The organism is Streptomyces sp. RGM 3693, assembly GCF_050471125.1.
Taxonomy (GTDB): domain Bacteria; phylum Actinomycetota; class Actinomycetes; order Streptomycetales; family Streptomycetaceae; genus Streptomyces.
In genome coordinates this window covers 1,112,976-1,129,663 of the sequence record NZ_JBMPPQ010000001.1, presented here as the reverse complement: position 1 = coordinate 1,129,663, position 16,688 = coordinate 1,112,976, and the positions used below count along the sequence as shown (strand labels likewise).

Sequence of the window (16,688 nt, the reverse complement as noted above, 5' to 3'; positions counted from 1 at the left end):
GCCCCGGCGAACCGGTGGCGGGCCTTCGTCGTGTCTGTGCTGCGGCGCGGTACCGGGCCGTCAGGCGGCCGGGACGAACGGCCGGAACTCCGCGGCCAGTTCTTCGTGGACCCGGGCCTTGAGGACCGTACCGTCGGCGGTGTGCTCCTCGGAGATGACCTCGCCCTCGGCGTGCGCCCGCGAGACCAGGGCACCCTGGGTGTAGGGCACCAGCACCTCGATCTCGACCTGCGGGCGCGGGAGTTCCGCGTCGATCAGGTCCAGCAGCTCCGTGATGCCGGCGCCCGTGCGGGCGGAGACCACGAGGGCGCGCTTCTCCTGGCGCAGCAGCCGCTGGAGCGTCAGCGGGTCGGCCGCGTCGGCCTTGTTGACGACCACGATCTCGGGCACCTCCGTGGCGCCCACGTCGCGGATCACCTCGCGGACCGCCGCCAGCTGCTCCTCCGGCACCGGGTGCGAACCGTCGACCACGTGCAGGATGAGGTCGGCGTCGGCGACCTCCTCCATGGTGGAGCGGAACGCCTCGACGAGGTGGTGCGGCAGGTGGCGGACGAAGCCGACGGTGTCGGCGAGGGTGTAGAGCCGCCCGCTGGGGGTCTCGGCCCGCCGGACGGTCGGGTCCAGGGTGGCGAACAGGGAGTTCTCCACCAGGACGCCGGCGCCGGTGAGGCGGTTGAGCAGCGAGGACTTGCCGGCGTTGGTGTAGCCGGCGATGGCGACCGAGGGGACCTTGTTGCGTCGGCGCTCCTGGCGCTTGACGTCCCGGCCGGTCTTCATCTCCGCGATCTCCCGGCGCATCTTCGCCATCTTCTCGCGGATCCGCCGCCGGTCCGTCTCGATCTTGGTCTCACCGGGACCACGGGTGGCCATACCGCCGCCCGCCGAACCGGAGCCACCGCCACCCATCTGCCGGGACAGCGACTGACCCCAGCCGCGGAGCCTGGGCAGCATGTACTGCATCTGTGCCAGCGCGACCTGCGCCTTGCCCTCCCGGGACTTGGCGTGCTGGGCGAAGATGTCGAGGATCAGGGCGGTCCGGTCGACCACCTTGACCTTGACGACGTCCTCCAGGTGGATCAGCTGGCCCGGGGAGAGCTCACCATCGCAGACCACGGTGTCGGCCCCGGATTCGAGCACGATGTCGCGCAGCTCCAGGGCCTTGCCGGAGCCGATGTAGGTGGCTGGGTCCGGCTTGTCGCGGCGCTGGATGACGCCGTCGAGCACCAGGGCACCGGCGGTTTCGGCCAGTGCGGCCAGCTCGGCGAGGGAGTTCTCCGAATCCTGCACCGTCCCGGACGTCCAGACGCCGACGAGCACCACGCGCTCCAGGCGCAGCTGTCGGTACTCGACCTCGGTGACGTCCTCGAGCTCGGTGGAGAGCCCGGCGACGCGGCGCAGTGCCGCGCGCTCGGAGCGGTCGTACTGGTCGCCGTCACGCTCCCCGTCGATCTCGTGGCTCCAGGCGACGTCCTCTTCCATCAGGGCGTCGGCCCGAAGGCTCTCGGGGAGGCGCTGCCGGTCCTGCGGAAGGGAAGAAGAGGAGGTCATTTGATCCTTTGCGTCGTAGAGAGCCCCCGGGGACCGGTCGGTCCCGCCGGGACAGGTGGCTGTGCCGTTCGCTCTGCTCAACGTCCGGGTCGTCCCGGAGATTCCCGGGTGCCGGCCGGTGTCGGCCCGTTGATGGTCGCACGGCCGGGAGACGGGCGTCACGCGGGTTTTCCGGTGTTTCCCGGTGTTTCCCGCACGGACCGGTGCCTCCCGTACGGACCGCGTGGCACCCGCTCCCGGCGGCGGTCACCCCTTGTGGAGGTGCGGCGCACCCGGCGTGGTCATCATCTGCCGCTCCGCCGACCGGGGCTTCTTGCCGTTCACCGGGAGCTTCTGGGCTGCCTGGGCCTTCCACTCGGGGTGTCCGGGCATCGGCGGGGTCTTGGCGCCGTAGAGCCAGTCCCAGAAGAAGCCGGAGAGGTTGTGGCCGTAGATGTCGGAGGCCAGCGAGATGAAGTCGGCGGTGCCGGCCACCCCGTCGCGGTGCTTGGTCACCCACTCCCGTTCCAGGCGTTCGAAGCCGGCCTTGCCCATCTTGTGCTGGAGGGCGTAGAGGACCAGGGCGCTGCCGTCGTAGACCATCGGCCGGAAGATGCCGATCTTCCGGCCCTGGTCGGGGAGCTTGGGCAGGGCCGGCGGGCCGCCCTCCGCGCGCCAGCCGTCGGACGCCTGGTACGCCCGCTGCATCCGGGCCTCCAGGGAGGCCCGGATGTCGCCCTTCTCCTGGGCGTAGAGGGCCTCGTACCAGGTGGCATGGGCCTCGTTGAGCCAGACGTCGGACCACCGGCGGGGGCTAACGCTGTCGCCGAACCACTGGTGGGACAGCTCGTGCACCATCACCGACTCCACGTACCAGTCGGGTAGCTGGACGGTGGTGAACAGGCGCTTCTCGAAGAGCGAGAGGGTCTGGGTCTCCAGCTCGAAGCCGGTGCTGGCGTCGGCGATCAGCACCCCGTACGTCTCGAACGGGTACGGCCCGACCTTCCGCTCCATCCAGGCCATCTGCTCCGGCGTCTTGGCGAGCCAGCGGGCGAGCGGGCCGTGACCGGTGGCCGGGACGACGTCGCGGAGCGGCAGTCCGTGCGGTCCGCGGCGCGTCAGCACGCTGGACCGCCCGATGGAGACCTGCGCCAGCTCGGTGGCCATGGGGTGGGCGGTGCGGTACGTCCAGGTGCGGCGCGGGCCGCGGGTGCCCGCGCCGACGGGCAGTCCGTTGGCGACGACCGTCAGGCCCTGGGGCGCGGTGATGTGGAAGGTGAAGTAGGCCTTGTCGGAGGGGTGGTCGTTGCAGGGGAAGACCCGGTGCGCGGCGTCGGCCTGATTGGCCATCGCCAGTCCGTCGTTGGTACGGATCCAGCCGCCGTTGCCCTTGCCGCGCGGGTCGCTGGTGTGGTGGATGACGATCCGCAGGTTCTGCCCGGCGGAGATGTGCCCGGCCGGGGTGAGCACCAGGTCCTCACCGGCCTGCTCGTGCTCGGCGGGCTGCCCGTCGATCTGGACGGAGCGGACGGAGCCGTCGGCGAAGTCGAGGTTGAACCGGTCGAGGTTGGCGGTGGCCCGGGCGTTGATCACGGTGACCGCGTCCATCGGCCGGTCGTTGTGGCCCGAGTAGTCCAGGGAGATGTCGTACGAAGTGACGTGGTAGCCGGGGTTGCCGAGCGTCGGGAAGAGGCGGTCGCCGATGCCCTCCGGGTCGGCGGGCTGCGGCGCGGCCGCGGCAACGGTGGCGGCGATCGCGAGGCCGAGGGCGGCGACCCGGCGGGGCGCCCGGCTGCGGCGGGCGCGGGGGCGCTCCGGGTCGGCTGCGGAACGGGCGGCGGTGGTGCGGTCGAGAACGGGCCCGTCGGGCTCACGGGACGGGCGGCGCAAGGGAAGCGACATGGGCTACCGCTATCAGCGCGGCCCGCCCGCCCGTGGACGGCACGGCAGGACGGCACCCGAATGAGCGGCGGCTCGGCCATCCGGCTTGCGCCCGCACGCCCGATCTGCCGTCGGCCGGGCGCGGGGGTGTCTAGGGCCGCACCGTCGTGGTGGCCCGGACCACGTCGAAGACGCCGGGCACCTGGCGCATCGCGCGCATCAGGGAGGGGAGTCCGGCGGCATTGGGGAGGTGGAGGGTGTAGGTGTGCCGGACCAGTTGCTCGTGCGGGGGTTCGACGGCGGCGGAGACCACGGCGGCGCCCTGGGCGGCGATCGCCTCGGTCAGGTCGGGCAGCAGGTGTGGCCGGCTGAACGCCTCGGCCAGGAGCGTCACCCGGCAACCGGGGCCGCCCGTGCCGGCACCCCGCCAGCGCACCCCGACCGGCTGCCGCCCCATCGCGGCCATCCGGGCCACCGCGGGACACAGCGCGCGGTGCACGGTGACGGTGCCACCGCGGACCACGAAGCCGGTGACGGTGTCCGGCGGCACCGGGGTGCAGCAGCCGGCCAGCCGGACGGTGGCGCCGGGCAGGTCGGCCACCGCGAGGCCGGAGGCGGTGGCGGCGTGGTCCGGGCCGGCGGGGCGGTGGACCGGCACCCGGCGGCGTTCGTTGCGCCGGCCGGCGGGCGCGGCGGGCGGCTCGCCGGCACCCTGGGGCCGCGCCAGCCACCGGGAGATGGCGAGTCGGGCGGCGGGGGTGCGGGCGTGGTCGAGCCACTCCGGTGAGGGGCCGGCGGAGTCCTGGGCCATCAGCAGGTGGAGGCTGTCGCCGTCGTGCAGGACGGTGCCGAGCGTGACGAGGCGGCCGTTGACCCGGGCGCCGATGCAGCCGTGCGCGGCGTCGCCGTGCCGGGTGTACGCCGCGTCCACGCAGCTCGCCCCGGCGGGCAGTCCGATGGTGCCGCCGGGGCCGTCGGCGGCGGCGCCGGCGCAGAAGACGGTGATCTCTCCTTCCTGGGCGAGGTCGTCGCGGAGCGAGGTCCAGAAGGTGTCCGGGTCGGGGGTGGTGCGCTGCCATTCCAGCAGGCGGTCGAGCCAGCCGGGGCGGGTCGGGTCGGCCCGCTCGCCCTCGGGGGCGTCGGTGCCGTCGGTGGGGGCGTACGGGTTGCCCAGGGCGATCACCCCGGCCTCGGCGACCCGGTGCATCCGGTGGGTGCGGATCAGGGTTTCGGCGACCTCGCCGGTCTCGCCGCTGATGGCGGTGTGCAGCGACTGGTAGAGGTTGAACTTGGGCGTCGCGATGAAGTCCTTGAACTCCGAGACCACCGGGGTGAAGCAGGTGTGCAGCTCCCCGAGGACGGCGTAGCAGTCGGCGTCCTCGGTGACCAGGACCAGCAGCCGCCCCAGGTCCGCGTCGGTGAGCCGGCCGCGCGTCAGCAGGACCCGGTGCACGGAGACGAAGTGCCGTGGGCGGACCAGGACTTGGGCGTCGATGCCGGCGTCGGCCAGGATCGTCCGGGCCCGGGCGGCGAGCGCGGCGAGCGGGTCGGCCCGGCCGGCGTACGACGCGACGAGATGTCGGGTCGCGGTGTACTCCTCGGGGTGCAGGACCGCGAAGACGAGGTCCTCCAGCTCGGTCTTGAGCGCCTGAACGCCGAGGCGTTCGGCGAGGGGGATCAGCACGTCGCGGGTGACCCCGGCGATCCGGGCCTGCTTCTCCGGGCGCATCACGCCCAGGGTGCGCATGTTGTGCAGCCGGTCGGCGAGCTTGATGGACATCACCCGGACGTCGTTGCCGGTGGCGACCAGCATCTTGCGGAAGGTCTCCGGCTCGGCCGCGGCGCCGTAGTCGACCTTCTCCAGTTTGGTGACGCCGTCGACCAGGTAGCAGACCTCGGCGCCGAACTCCGCCCGCACCTGATCGAGCGTCACATCGGTGTCCTCGACGGTGTCGTGGAGCAGGGAGGCGGTCAACGTCGTGGTTTCCGCGCCGAGTTCGGCGAGGATCAGGGTGACCGCGAGCGGGTGGGTGATGTACGGCTCGCCGCTCTTGCGCGTCTGGCCGCGGTGCGAGGACTCGGCGAGTTGGTACGCCTTGCTGAGGATGCCCAGGTCGGCTTCGGGATGGTGGTGGCGGTGCACCTTGGCGACGTGCTCCAGGGCGTCCGGGAGGCCGTCACGGGCGGCCGGGCCGAGGAGTGCGGCGCGGCCGATGCGGCGCAGCCCCCGGAGCGCCGGCCGGGGGCGGCCGCGCCTGCGGTCCGCTGCTTCAGGGTTACCAGGATTCGTGGCCTCTGCGCTCATGGGCACCTCCGGCGGCGTCGACCGGCGGTGGGACGCCGTCAGTTCGGGCGCCCGGGCCGGTGCTTGATGCTACCGAGCCCATCACGCAGCGCTGTCCGCCTCTCGCTCAGCGTGAAACGGATCACCCATTCGAGGGAAGTTTCTGGCCGGAACCGTTTCTCCTCGCCGAAACCGCTTCTCCTGGGCGAGGGGCGTGCTCCGGCGCCCCCCGTCCCGGCCCGTCAGCCGGCGAGTGCGCCTGCCAGCCACTCCGGTGCGAAGGTGCCCTCGGCGACGATCACGGCCGGACCGGTCATCTCGACCGTGCCGTCCGGCAGCTCGGCAATGGTCAGGCTGCCGCCGAGCACGTCGACGGTGTACGTCACCGGGGTGCCGGTCACGGCCGGGTCCAGGCCGTCACGGCGGGCGGCGGCGACGGCCACCGCGCAGGCGCCGGTACCGCAGGAGCGGGTCTCGCCGGAGCCCCGCTCGTGCACCCGCATCGCCACGTGGCGCGGGCCACGGTCCACGACGAACTCGATGTTGACGCCGTCCGGGTACACCGCGGCCGGGCTGAACTGCGGCTGCGCGCGCAGCTCACCGGCGTGCGCCAGGTCCTCGACGAAGGCGACCGCGTGCGGATTGCCCATGTTGACGTTGCGGGCCGGCCAGCTGCGCCCGCCGACCTCGACCACCACGCCGTCCTCGGGGAGCTCGGCGCGGCCCATGGAGACCGTGACGTCGCCGGTCTTGGCGAGGTGCACCCGGCGCACTCCGGCGCGGGTGGCGATCGTCACGTCACCGGCCTCGACCAGCCCGGCGTGCAGGAGGTACCGGACGAAGACCCGGACGCCGTTGCCGCACATCTCGGCGATCGAGCCGTCGCCGTTGCGGTAGTCCATGAACCACTCGGCCTCTTCGGCCATCGCGCGCGCCTCCGGGTGCGCGGCGGACCGCACCACGTGCAGCAGGCCGTCGCCGCCCACTCCGGCGCGCCGGTCGCAGATCCGGGCGACGGTGGTCGCGGGCAGGTCGAGCCGGCCGTCCGGATCCGGGACGATCACGAAGTCGTTCTCGGTGCCGTGGCCCTTGAGGAAAGCGATGCGCTGCGTGCTGGTCACTCCTGAATCCTACGGCCAGCACGGCGGATCGGCCGGACGGGGCGGGGCCCCGACACCGGGCCGGGGTGCGGGCCTCAGCGGAGGCGGGCCACCCGCCAGATGGCCAGGGCGGCGAGGACGGCGACCACGACCGCGTACAGGAGCACCACCCGCCAGCTGGCGCGGCGTCCGGAGCCGCGGGCCGGGAGGCCGGGCCAGGTGTGGCCGACCCGGCGGGCGGCCATCATGCCCGTGCCGGCGGCGCAGCAGCACAGCAGCAGGCCGAGCATCGCGATCACCGCGCCGCCGTCGCCGCCGAACTCGAAGGCCAGCGGGAAGGCGAACATCAGCGAGCCGAGGGCGGCCAGGGCGACGATCGGGGCGAGCTGCCACAGCCGGAGCCGCCGGGGCGGGCGCAGGTCGCGGAAGGACTCGCCGCCCTCGGGGGACGGGCCTGGTTCGGCGTCGGGGCCGTCCGAGGCGTCGAGGGTGGCCGGGGGGCCGTCGGGGATGCCGTCGTCGGGTGCGGGGAGGTGGTCGTGGGGTGCCGGGTGGATGTCCTGGGCCGCCACGCCGTCCTGGGTCTGCGGTGTGACCCCGGCGTCGTCCTGGTCCGGTTGTTGGGCTCGGTTGCGAGGGCTGGCCTCCATTGCCACGCGCCCTCCCCACTGCCAGATTGCACGCCTCGATCGAAGGTCGATGATGACACGCCCTCAGCGGCGCGGATGACGGCCGGAGCGTCCCGATGCCAGGACGTGATCAGGCTGTGACCGGTCGTTCGAGCAACGCCAGTGCCAGGGCCGGGAGGTCGGCCCGGCGGTCGGCGGCGCCGCTGAGCCAGTGGACCCGTGGGTCCCGGCGGAACCACGAGTCCTGACGGCGCGCGAAGCGCTTGGTGGCGCGCACCGTCTCGTCGCGCGCCGCCTGCTCGGTGCACTCCCCCGCCAGGTACCCGAGCACCTGCTGGTAGCCGAGCGCCCGTGAGGCGGTCCGGCCCTCGCGCAGCCCCGCGGTCTCCAGCCGGCGGACCTCGTCGACCAGGCCGGCCTCCCACATCCGGTCGACCCGTGAGGCGATCCGCTCGTCGAGTTCGGGGCGCTCGACGTCCACGCCGATCTGCAGGGTGTCGTAGACCGCTTCGTGGCCGGGGAGGTTGGCGGTGAACGGGCGGCCGGTGATCTCGATGACCTCCAGGGCGCGCACGATCCGGCGGCCGTTGCCGGCCAGGATGGCGCGGCCGGCCTCGGGGTCGGCGGCGGCGAGGCGGGCGTGCAGCGCGCCACTGCCCAGTTCGGCGAGTTCGGCCTCCAGGCGGGCTCGGACGGCGGGGTCGGTGCCGGGAAAGTCCAGGGCGTCGAGAGCACCGCGGACGTAAAGGCCGGAGCCGCCGACCAGGACCGGGGTGCGGCCCTCGGCGAGCAGCCGGTCGATCTCGGCGCGGGCGAGCCGCTGGTATTCGGCGACGTTGGCCGCGCGAGTGACGTCCCAGATGTCGAGCAGGTGGTGCGGGACGCCCTGCCGCTCCTCGGGGGTGAGTTTGGCGGTGCCGATGTCCATGCCCCGGTAGAGCTGCATCGAGTCGGCGTTGATCACCTCGCCGCCCAGGTGCTGGGCGAGCGCGACGCCCAGGTCGGACTTTCCGGCCGCGGTGGGGCCGACAACAGCGATGACCCGCGGAGCGGGGGCGACGGTGTTCACCCCGTCAGTCTCGCAAACCTCACGGTGCCCTCTCGAACGAGCGACGTGACGGGGCGCGGATGCCGTCGTTGCCTGAATGCGAGATCCCCGAACGCCGGTGCGCTGCCGGGGCCCGTCGGGCGACGCAAGAGGACGCTCCGGGCGCGGGGGGATTTCGCCCACATGAGGAGCGTAGGAGCAATTATGGGCGTGTTTTCGCGGTTCCGCCGGCGCAAGTCCGACGCGGCGGAGGAGAGTGCCGCGGCGGCCGCGGCGGAGGCTGCGGCGGAGGGGATGCCGGGGACGGACGAGGCCACCGCCCCGGAGCCGGCCGGAACCAGGACCGCGGCGCAGGCGCCGTCGGAGGCGCCGGCCGAAGCGCCGGTGGAGGTGGAGCAGCAGACCGCGGAGTCCGGCGCGGAGTCCGATGCGGAGGGCCCGGCAGGGAGCGCAGCGGAGAGCACCGTGGAGGACCCGGCAAAGGACGCGACGGCCGCGGCGGCGGATACCGGGGCGGACGGCACCGGGGCCACCGCGGACGGGGCGGCGGCGGACGGCGCGGAGCCGGAGTCCGCCGGGACGCCCGCCGCGGAGGGCGGCGCCGCGATCCCGCGGCAGCAGTCGGCGGCCGCCGCGGTCGGCAGCGAGGCCGGCGAGGGCGCGCAGAAGTAGCCGCCCAGGGGCGGACGCGGCGCGGCGGACGACGGGGCTACGGCTCTCCCGGGTCCGCCGCGCCGCTGCGTCTGCGGCGCGCGGGGCGTGCGCGGCGCTCCCGGCCGAACCGGGCTACGTCCAGGCCGCCACGACGTAGCCGACGCCGTAGGGGGCCTCCTCGCGCAGCAGCTGGCCGCGCAGCCCGGCCCCCTCGGCGGCGCCCGCCAGGATCTGCCAGCAGGACCGCCCGGACACCATCAGGTCGGCGGCGAGCCGCTCGTCCAGGGTGGTCAGGGCGGTGGTGTCGGCGGCCCCCAGGGCGCGGGCCGCGCCGGCGTCGAACGCCTCGGCCCGTTCGTCGAAGTAGCCGGGGGCCTTGACCGAGCGGCGGGCGCTGCCGTCGCCGAGCACCAACAGCGCCACCCGGGACGCCGACCCGGCGAGCTCCCGGCCCAGCGGCAGGCAGCGGTCCCCGGGCAGGTTCTCGGGCACCCCCAGTCCCTCAACGGGCGCGTCGGACCACTGCGTACGGGACAGCAGCCAGGCTCCGACCGCCAGCGCGGGCGGCAGCTGCGGCCCGGCCGTAGGCGCCGGCCCGGCCGTTCCCAGGGTCACGTCGAGGTCCACTCCGAAGCCGCGGAACGAGCCGATGGCGCCCTGCGGATACCGTCGCTCACCGGCCTCGTCGGTGGTCGGGCCGAGGACGACCAGCCGGTCGGGGCGGGCCGCGGCGAGCACCCCGAGCGCGTCCAGGCATGCGGTCCGCACCGGGTCCAACTCCGGTGCGGCGCCCGTGGCGACCTCGGGGACGAGCAGCGGCGGACAGGGGCAGATGGCGGCGGCTACGAGCATGCACGCAGCGTAACGCCCGGGCCGTCGCGCCGGTCCGTGGACCGGTCGGGATCAGTCGCAGCCGCAGCCGCTCGTGGCGGCCGGCAGCGGCGCGGGAACGCCGACCTTCGGCAGGCCGAGCAGGACCCCGGCCGGCTTGGCGGCCTCCGCCGCGGTGCGCTTCTCCCAGGCGTCGCCCGCGCGGGTGCGGCGCACGCCGAGGACCGGGCCCTCGGCGAGGAGGTGGTGCGGGGCGGCGTAGGTGATCTCGACGGTGACCACGTCGCCGGGGCGCACCGGCTCGTCCGGCTTGGTGAAGTGGACCAGGCGGTTGTCGGCGGCGCGGCCGGAGAGGCGGTGGGTGGCGTCGTCCTTGCGGCCCTCGCCCTCCGCGACCATCAGCTCCAGGGTGCGGCCGACCTGCTTCTTGTTCTCGTCCCAGGAGATCTCCTCCTGGAGGGCGACCAGGCGCTCGTAGCGGGCCTGCACGACCTCCTTGGGGATCTGGCCGTCCATCTCGGCGGCCGGGGTGCCGGGCCGCTTGGAGTACTGGAAGGTGAACGCCTGGGCGAACCGGGCCTCGCGGACGACGTGCAGGGTCTGCTCGAAGTCCTCCTCGGTCTCGCCCGGGAAGCCGACGATGATGTCGGTGGTGATCGCCGCGTGCGGGATGGCGGCGCGCACCTTCTCGATGATGCCCAGGTAGCGCTCCTGGCGGTACGAGCGGCGCATCGCCTTCAGGACGGTGTCGGAGCCCGACTGAAGCGGCATGTGGAGCTGCGGCATGACGCTGGGCGTCTCGGCCATCGCCGCGATCACGTCGTCGGTGAAGTCGCGCGGGTGCGGGGAGGTGAAGCGGACCCGCTCCAGCCCCTCGATCTTCCCGCAGGCCCGCAGCAGCTTGCTGAACGCCTCGCGGTCGCCGATGTCGGAGCCGTAGGCGTTGACGTTCTGGCCGAGCAGGGTGATCTCGGAGACGCCCTCGGCGACCAGGGCCTCGACCTCGGCGAGGACGTCGCCGGGCCGGCGGTCCTTCTCCTTGCCGCGCAGCGCCGGGACGATGCAGAAGGTGCAGGTGTTGTTGCAGCCGACGGAGATGGAGACCCAGGCCGCGTAGGCGCTCTCCCGGCGGGTGGGCAGCGTCGAGGGGAACGCCTCCAGTGATTCGGCGATCTCGACCTGCGCCTCCTCCTGGACGCGGGCGCGCTCCAGGAGGACCGGCAGCTTGCCGATGTTGTGCGTGCCGAAGACGACGTCCACCCAGGGCGCCTTCTTGACGATGGTGTCGCGGTCCTTCTGAGCCAGGCAGCCGCCGACCGCGATCTGCATGCCGGGGCGTCGGGCCTTGACCGACGCGAGCCGGCCGAGGTTGCCGTACAGCCGGTTGTCGGCGTTCTCGCGCACCGCGCAGGTGTTGAAGACGACGACGTCGGCTTCGGCCTCGCCGGTGCCCTCCGGGGCCCGTACGTAGCCCGCGTCCTCCAAGAGGCCCGAGAGCCGCTCGGAGTCATGGACGTTCATCTGGCACCCGTAGGTGCGCACCTCGTACGTTTTCGCTTCGGCCACTGCTGCACCGGCCACGTCGTTACCGCTCACCCGTCCAGGGTACGGGCTCCCGCCGGAGCGTTTTGCGGCCCTGCGCGCGTGACGGTGTCACAGGGCGGGCCGGGCTCAGGCCGCGGCGAAGCGGGCCTGCGGTTCACCGCGGAGCCGGCCCGCGGGGAGTTTCCGTCCGAAGGCGACCATGAGCAGGTCCTGGGCGGTGCCGCGGAGCGGGGTTCCGGTGCCGTAGGACCAGTCGAGGTCGTCGGCGTGCAGGGCGACGCCGTCGAGGGCGGCGCCGAAGAACTTCAGGCTGCGCGGGGTGATGCCGGCGAGCAGGACGCGCAGTCGGTCCTCGGGGACGCGGCGGTCCAGGCCGAGCGGGACGGCGAGGTCGAGGCCGTGGACGACGTCGTGGCCCAGGGCCGCCGCGAAGCCGCCGACGGGTGGCGTCCAGGGGTGGTGCGCATGGTCCCGTAGGGCCGCGGCGAGGGCGGCGGCGTCCTTGCGGGCGCACCGGTCGGTCATCCGGTGCAGGCTGCCGCGGGCCTTGAGGAGCTCAACGGCGATCTTGGGGAACGGGTAGCGGAAGCCGAGCGACATGTGGGCCGCGACCTCCCGGACCCGCCAGCCGGCGCAGAGCGAGGGGGCGTCCCACTGCTCTGGCGAGAGGGTGTCCAGCAGGTCGGCCAGTTCGCGGCGCTCGGCGGCGATCGCGGCGCGGATGTCCATCGTTGTGCCCCCCCTGTCCAGTCCGGCCCGGTGCGCGGTGGGCCGCTCGACCTCCAGGATCTTGGCGGCGTGACCATAAGTCCAAGAGTTTGATCTTCTCGCAACTAGAATTGTTGGTTATGGAACTTCGGCAGTTGCTGTACTTCGTCGCGGTGGCGGAGGAGGCCAACTTCACCCGGGCCGCGGCGCGGCTGCACCTGGCACAGCCGGGGGTCAGCGCCCAGGTCCGGCAGCTCGAACGGGAGCTGGGGCAGCCTCTGCTGGACCGCTCGGGTCGGTCGGTGACGCTGACCGAGGTGGGCGCGGCCGTGCTGCCGTACGCGCGGGCCGCGCTGGCCGCCGTCGAGGGCGCACGGCAGACCGTGGCGGAGTTCACCGGGCTGCTGCGCGGCCAGGTCACCCTCGGGCTGGTGTCGGGGGCCGACGCGGTGTGGGAGAGCGAGGCGGTGTCCCTGTTGGCGGACTTCCACGACGCCCACCCTCAGGTGGACATCGCGCTCACCGCGGACGGTTCGGAGCGGATGCTCGCCGCGCTGCAGTGCGGCGAACTGGACCTGGCGCTGCTCGGGACCGCCCACGAGGAGCCCCCGGCGGGCCTGTCGTTCCAGATCGTCGTGGACGAACCGCTGGTCGCGGTGGTCGCCCCGGACAGTCCGCTGCTGGCGGCGGAGGACGGGCGGGTCCCGTTGGCCGCGCTGCGCGACGTCCCGTTGATCAGCCTGCCGCGCGGCACCGGGATCCGTGGGGTGCTGGAACGGGTCTGTGCCGACGCCGGGTTCCGGCCGCGGATCGCCTTCGAGGCGGCCGCGCCCAAGCTTCTCGCCGGGCTCGCGGCCCGCGGTCTGGGTGTGGCGGTCGTTCCCGCGCCCGCCGCGGCGAGGGCCGGTGGGCTGCGGACGCTGGAGTTCCGCGGGGTCCGGCCGCGTGGCCGGATCGCGCTGGCCTGGCGGGCCGACGGACCGGCCGGACCGGCGGCCCGGGCGCTGCTGGAACACCTGCGGACGGCCTTGGGAACACCGGGCCGACCCGGTGATCGGACGGCGGCTAAGACGTGACCTTCCGCCCCCTCCCGCCGGCGCCTGCGGACTGGCAGGATCCCGCCCATGGCGATACTCCCCCGCCCCGGCCGCCGCCGGGCGCTGACCGCTGCGACCGCGGCCCTGGCTCTCCTCGGGCTGGTGCTGTGGTTCCTGCAGCCGGTCGGGTCCGCCGCGCCCCGGGGCCAGGTGACGCTGGCCACCGGCGTGCCGACCGGGGTGTACGCGCGCTACGGGGAGTTGCTGAAGGACGATGTCTCACGGGAGCTGCCCGGGGTGGACCTGCGGTTGCAGCAGAGCGAGGGGTCGATCGACAATCTGCGCCAGTTGGTCTCCGGGCGGGCGGCGTTCACCATCGCCACGGCGGACGCGGTGGCGGACTACCAGGCCCGGCACGACGCCGGCGCGGACCGGCTGCGGGCCTGTGCCCGGCTCTACGACGACTACATGCAGCTGGTGGTGCCCCGGGGCTCCACGGTGCGCTCGGCCCGTGATCTGCGGGGGCTGCGGGTGGGGGTCGGCGCGGACGGATCGGGCGTCCAGCTGATCACCCGGCGGCTGATGGAGGCGGCGGGCCTGGACTTCGACACCGACATCACCCCGGTGCGGGTGGGCATCGACCGGATGCCGAGCATGCTGGAACACGATGAGCTGGATGCGTTCTTCTGGTCGGGTGGGCTGCCGACGCTGGCGGTGCAGCGGCTGGCGCAGCAGTTCCCGGTGCGGCTGGTGCAGCTCGGGGACCTGATTCCGGCATTGCACCGACAGGGCGAGCCGACCCGTTACTACCGGGCGGCGGTGATGCCCGCCGACGCGTATCCGCGCGTGCAGAACGGGCAGGCGGTGAAGACGATCGCGGTGGCGAACCTGCTGGTGACCACGGACCGGGAGGACGCGGCCCTGACGTTCGGGATCACCAGGACCGTCATCAACAGCCGGGACGCGATCGGGCACGTGGTGCACGCGGCGCAGAACGTGGACCTGCGGACGGCGGTGTTCACCGATCCGCTGCCGCTGCACGTGGGGGCCCGGAAGTACTACGTCTCGATCAAGCAGTGAGGGCGTTAGGTGAATGCCGTCAGTGCACTGGTCGGATCAATGCGGTGATTGCGTCGCTGCAATGCGGCCGGGCGGTCGGATCGCGCTGCGCGGGACGGAGACGGTGACCTCCAGGCCGTGCGGCGGGTGCGGCGCGTAGGCGATGGTGGCGCCGCCGGCGGCGAGCAGCGTACGGGTGATCGACAGGCCGAGGCCGGAGCCGGAGACGTTCTGGTGGCGGCTGCTGCGCCAGAACCGGTCACCGATCCGCGCCAGTTCGTCGTCGGTGAGCCCGGGGCCGCGGTCGGCGACGGTGATCGTGACGCGTTCGCCGTCGGGGGCCACGGCCACCGTGACCGGCTCCCCGGCCGGGGTGAACTTCAGGGCGTTGTCGACCACCGCGTCCAGGGCGCTGGAGAGGGCCACCGGGTCGACCCAGCCGGTGACCGCGGGGTGGCCCTCGTAGGTGAGGCGGACGCCCTTGTCCTCGGCGAGCGGGCGCCAGGCGTCGACGCGTTCGGCGGCCAGCGCCGCGACGTCGGTGAGATGGAGGTCGGCGGCGGTGTGCTCGGCGAGCGCCAGGTCGAGGAGGTCGTCCAGGACCCGGGCCAGCCGTTTGCCCTCGGTGCGTACCGAGGCGATCTCCTCGTTGCCCTCGGGGAGTTCCAGGGCCAGCAGCTCGATCCGCAGCAGCAGCGCGGAGAGCGGGTTGCGCAGTTGGTGGGAGGCGTCGGCGACGAACGCGCGCTGCTGCTCCAGGACGTCCTCGACGTGGTCGGCCATCTCGTTGAACGAGATGGCCAGCCGGCGGAGTTCGGGCGGTCCGGCGGTGGCGGCGACCCGGGCGTTCATCCGGCCGGTGGCGATGTCGTGGCTGGCCGCGTCGAGCACCCGGACCGGTCGCAGCACCCAGCCGGTGAGCCGGAACGCCGCGGCGACGGCCACCAGCATGGCCGCGCACTCCCCGGCCGCGACCAGCAGCCAGTCGTGCAGGATGCGCGAACGCATCTGTCCGGTGGGCGAATCGGTGACGACCACGGCGACCACGTCACCGTCCCGGATGACGGGCGAGGCGACCGCGATCCGGCCGGTGTCATCCCAGGGCCAGACCTGGTGCGGGTCGTGGCTGCGACGGCCGGCCAGCGCCTCGCTGAACGCCTGGGCGCCCTCGCCGTCGGTGGGCACCGCCAGGTCCTTCGGGGCGGCGGCCATCGGGATGTGGTCGCGGTAGAAGACGCCGGCCCGGATCCCGTAGAGCTCCTGGTAGCGGGTGAGTTCGGCCCGTAGGGTGGCCAGCCGCTCGTCCTCCTCGGGGGTCTTGCTGCCGGCGGCGGCACTGGGGCGGGCGGTGACGAACTGGGCGAGGGAGGCGAACCGGGCGGCGTCGTCGATCCGGTCGACCACCACCTTCTGCTGCTCCACCCCGGCGGTGATCACGCCGAGCGGGATGCCGAGCGCGAGCAGCACGCCGGCCATCAGGACGATGAGGAGCGGGAGGAGTCGGGTGCGCACGGGGCCGGGCAGCCGTCAGGGGGCCGGTGGCCGGGTGGCCGCGGCGGGACCGGCGGCCGGTGCGGCCAGGCGGTAGCCGACGCCGCGGATCGTCTCGATCAGCGCCGGCATCCGGAGTTTGGCGCGGAGCGAGGCGACGTGCACCTCCAGGGTGCGGCCGGTGCCCTCCCAACTCGTCCGCCAGACCTCGCTGATGATCTGCTCCCGGCGGAAGACCACACCGGGGCGCTGCGCGAGCAGGGCGAGCAGGTCGAACTCCTTGCGGGTGAGCGGGACCACCGTGCCGTCCACGGACACTTGGCGGGTGGGGAGTTCGACCGTGAGCGGTCCGAGCCGCAGCGGTTCCCCGGGGCCGCCCTCCTCGTCCGGCTGGTCGCCGGGGACGCCCGTGGCGCCGGTGCGCCGGCTCACCGCGTGGATGCGGGCCAGGAGTTCACCGGTGTCGTAGGGCTTGACCACGTAGTCGTCGGCGCCGAGGTTGAGGCCGTGTATCCGGGAGCGGACGTCGGAGCGCGCGGTGACCATGATGACCGGGGTCGAGGAGACCTTCCGGATCCGGCCGCACACCTCGAAGCCGTCCTGGTCGGGCAGCCCGAGGTCGAGCAGCACCACGGCGAACGGCTCGGCGTCGTCGGGCAGCAGGGCCTGGAGCGCCTCCCCGCCGCTGCGGGCGTGCACGACGGTCAGGCCGTGCCGGGCCAGCACCGCGGACAGGGCCGCGGCGACGTGGTTGTCGTCCTCGACGAGCAGCAGTCTCATCGGGCCCCTCCTCTCGGTGTGCGTACGGGCCACAGGGCATCTACGGCGATGGGGGGGCCACCCGTCAAGAGGCCGCCACCTCCGGGTCGCCATCCGTTACCCAGCCGGTACCCC

The 16,688-nt window shown here is 73.7% G+C and carries 14 protein-coding genes; 3 read left to right on the top strand and 11 right to left on the bottom strand.

Going from position 1 to position 16,688, the window contains the following annotated elements; translation table 11 throughout:
- Positions 1-60 precede the first annotated feature (60 nt).
- The 6 genes from hflX to miaA form a co-directional block, all read right to left on the bottom strand.
- Positions 61-1,548, bottom strand: coding sequence for a GTPase HflX (gene hflX, locus ACO0M4_RS04790; RefSeq protein ID WP_430368345.1), 1,488 nt, complete (start codon positions 1,546-1,548; stop codon positions 61-63).
- Between the two features lie 246 nt (positions 1,549-1,794).
- Complete coding sequence (locus ACO0M4_RS04785; protein WP_430368344.1) at positions 1,795-3,429, bottom strand: M1 family metallopeptidase; 1,635 nt, start codon at positions 3,427-3,429, stop codon at positions 1,795-1,797.
- A 130-nt stretch (positions 3,430-3,559) separates the two neighbouring features.
- The gene (locus ACO0M4_RS04780; RefSeq protein WP_430368343.1) at positions 3,560-5,713 is read right to left on the bottom strand and encodes a RelA/SpoT family protein; all 2,154 of its coding nucleotides are present in this window, start codon (positions 5,711-5,713) and stop codon (positions 3,560-3,562) included.
- A gap of 221 nt (positions 5,714-5,934) precedes the next feature.
- A complete protein-coding gene (gene dapF / locus ACO0M4_RS04775; RefSeq protein WP_430368342.1) occupies positions 5,935-6,813 on the bottom strand; it encodes a diaminopimelate epimerase in 879 nt (292 codons plus the stop codon).
- A 74-nt stretch (positions 6,814-6,887) separates the two neighbouring features.
- Complete coding sequence (locus ACO0M4_RS04770; protein ID WP_430368341.1) at positions 6,888-7,442, bottom strand: hypothetical protein; 555 nt, start codon at positions 7,440-7,442, stop codon at positions 6,888-6,890.
- 109 nt (positions 7,443-7,551) lie between these two features.
- Positions 7,552-8,490, bottom strand: coding sequence for a tRNA (adenosine(37)-N6)-dimethylallyltransferase MiaA (gene miaA / locus ACO0M4_RS04765; RefSeq protein WP_430368340.1), 939 nt, complete (start codon positions 8,488-8,490; stop codon positions 7,552-7,554).
- Between the two features lie 183 nt (positions 8,491-8,673).
- Here miaA and ACO0M4_RS04760 point away from each other — a divergent pair, with 183 nt between their 5' ends.
- The gene (locus ACO0M4_RS04760) at positions 8,674-9,141 is read left to right on the top strand and encodes a hypothetical protein (protein WP_430368339.1); all 468 of its coding nucleotides are present in this window, start codon (positions 8,674-8,676) and stop codon (positions 9,139-9,141) included.
- 114 nt (positions 9,142-9,255) lie between these two features.
- On the opposite strand, the gene ACO0M4_RS04755 is transcribed toward ACO0M4_RS04760, so the two are convergent.
- From ACO0M4_RS04755 to ACO0M4_RS04745, 3 genes are all read right to left on the bottom strand, one after another.
- Positions 9,256-9,975, bottom strand: a complete 720-nt coding sequence (locus ACO0M4_RS04755; RefSeq protein WP_430368338.1) for a class III extradiol dioxygenase subunit B-like domain-containing protein — start codon at positions 9,973-9,975, stop codon at positions 9,256-9,258.
- 51 nt (positions 9,976-10,026) lie between these two features.
- Positions 10,027-11,550 (bottom strand): tRNA (N6-isopentenyl adenosine(37)-C2)-methylthiotransferase MiaB, encoded by a 1,524-nt coding sequence (miaB, locus tag ACO0M4_RS04750; RefSeq protein WP_430368337.1) that lies wholly within the window; start codon positions 11,548-11,550, stop codon positions 10,027-10,029.
- A 75-nt stretch (positions 11,551-11,625) separates the two neighbouring features.
- Positions 11,626-12,228 carry a maleylpyruvate isomerase family mycothiol-dependent enzyme gene (locus ACO0M4_RS04745; RefSeq protein ID WP_430368336.1) on the bottom strand — a complete coding sequence of 201 codons (603 nt, stop codon included), beginning with the start codon at positions 12,226-12,228 and terminating at the stop codon, positions 11,626-11,628.
- A 119-nt stretch (positions 12,229-12,347) separates the two neighbouring features.
- Here ACO0M4_RS04745 and ACO0M4_RS04740 point away from each other — a divergent pair, with 119 nt between their 5' ends.
- Entirely contained in the window at positions 12,348-13,283 is a 936-nt protein-coding gene (locus ACO0M4_RS04740; RefSeq protein ID WP_430368335.1) for a LysR family transcriptional regulator, read from the top strand.
- Between the two features lie 48 nt (positions 13,284-13,331).
- Positions 13,332-14,324 (top strand): TAXI family TRAP transporter solute-binding subunit, encoded by a 993-nt coding sequence (locus ACO0M4_RS04735; RefSeq protein WP_430368334.1) that lies wholly within the window; start codon positions 13,332-13,334, stop codon positions 14,322-14,324.
- Positions 14,325-14,360: 36 nt separating this feature from the next.
- Here ACO0M4_RS04735 and ACO0M4_RS04730 read toward each other — a convergent pair whose 3' ends face one another.
- Complete coding sequence (locus ACO0M4_RS04730; protein WP_430368333.1) at positions 14,361-15,815, bottom strand: ATP-binding protein; 1,455 nt, start codon at positions 15,813-15,815, stop codon at positions 14,361-14,363.
- Between the two features lie 15 nt (positions 15,816-15,830).
- Complete coding sequence (locus ACO0M4_RS04725; protein ID WP_430368332.1) at positions 15,831-16,574, bottom strand: response regulator transcription factor; 744 nt, start codon at positions 16,572-16,574, stop codon at positions 15,831-15,833.
- Positions 16,575-16,688 lie beyond the last annotated feature (114 nt).

Excerpts from the sequence above, each read along its gene's own strand:
- hflX (WP_430368345.1), bottom strand. The coding sequence starts at position 1,548 with ATGACCTCCTCTTCTTCCCTTCCGCAGGACCGGCAGCGCCTCCCCGAG.
- ACO0M4_RS04785 (WP_430368344.1), bottom strand. The coding sequence starts at position 3,429 with ATGTCGCTTCCCTTGCGCCGCCCGTCCCGTGAGCCCGACGGGCCCGTT.
- ACO0M4_RS04780 (WP_430368343.1), bottom strand. The coding sequence starts at position 5,713 with ATGAGCGCAGAGGCCACGAATCCTGGTAACCCTGAAGCAGCGGACCGC.
- ACO0M4_RS04770 (WP_430368341.1), bottom strand. The coding sequence starts at position 7,442 with ATGGAGGCCAGCCCTCGCAACCGAGCCCAACAACCGGACCAGGACGAC.
- ACO0M4_RS04760 (WP_430368339.1), top strand. The coding sequence starts at position 8,674 with ATGGGCGTGTTTTCGCGGTTCCGCCGGCGCAAGTCCGACGCGGCGGAG.
- ACO0M4_RS04755 (WP_430368338.1), bottom strand. The coding sequence starts at position 9,975 with ATGCTCGTAGCCGCCGCCATCTGCCCCTGTCCGCCGCTGCTCGTCCCC.
- ACO0M4_RS04745 (WP_430368336.1), bottom strand. The coding sequence starts at position 12,228 with ATGGACATCCGCGCCGCGATCGCCGCCGAGCGCCGCGAACTGGCCGAC.
- ACO0M4_RS04740 (WP_430368335.1), top strand. The coding sequence starts at position 12,348 with ATGGAACTTCGGCAGTTGCTGTACTTCGTCGCGGTGGCGGAGGAGGCC.
- ACO0M4_RS04735 (WP_430368334.1), top strand. The coding sequence starts at position 13,332 with ATGGCGATACTCCCCCGCCCCGGCCGCCGCCGGGCGCTGACCGCTGCG.
- ACO0M4_RS04725 (WP_430368332.1), bottom strand. The coding sequence starts at position 16,574 with ATGAGACTGCTGCTCGTCGAGGACGACAACCACGTCGCCGCGGCCCTG.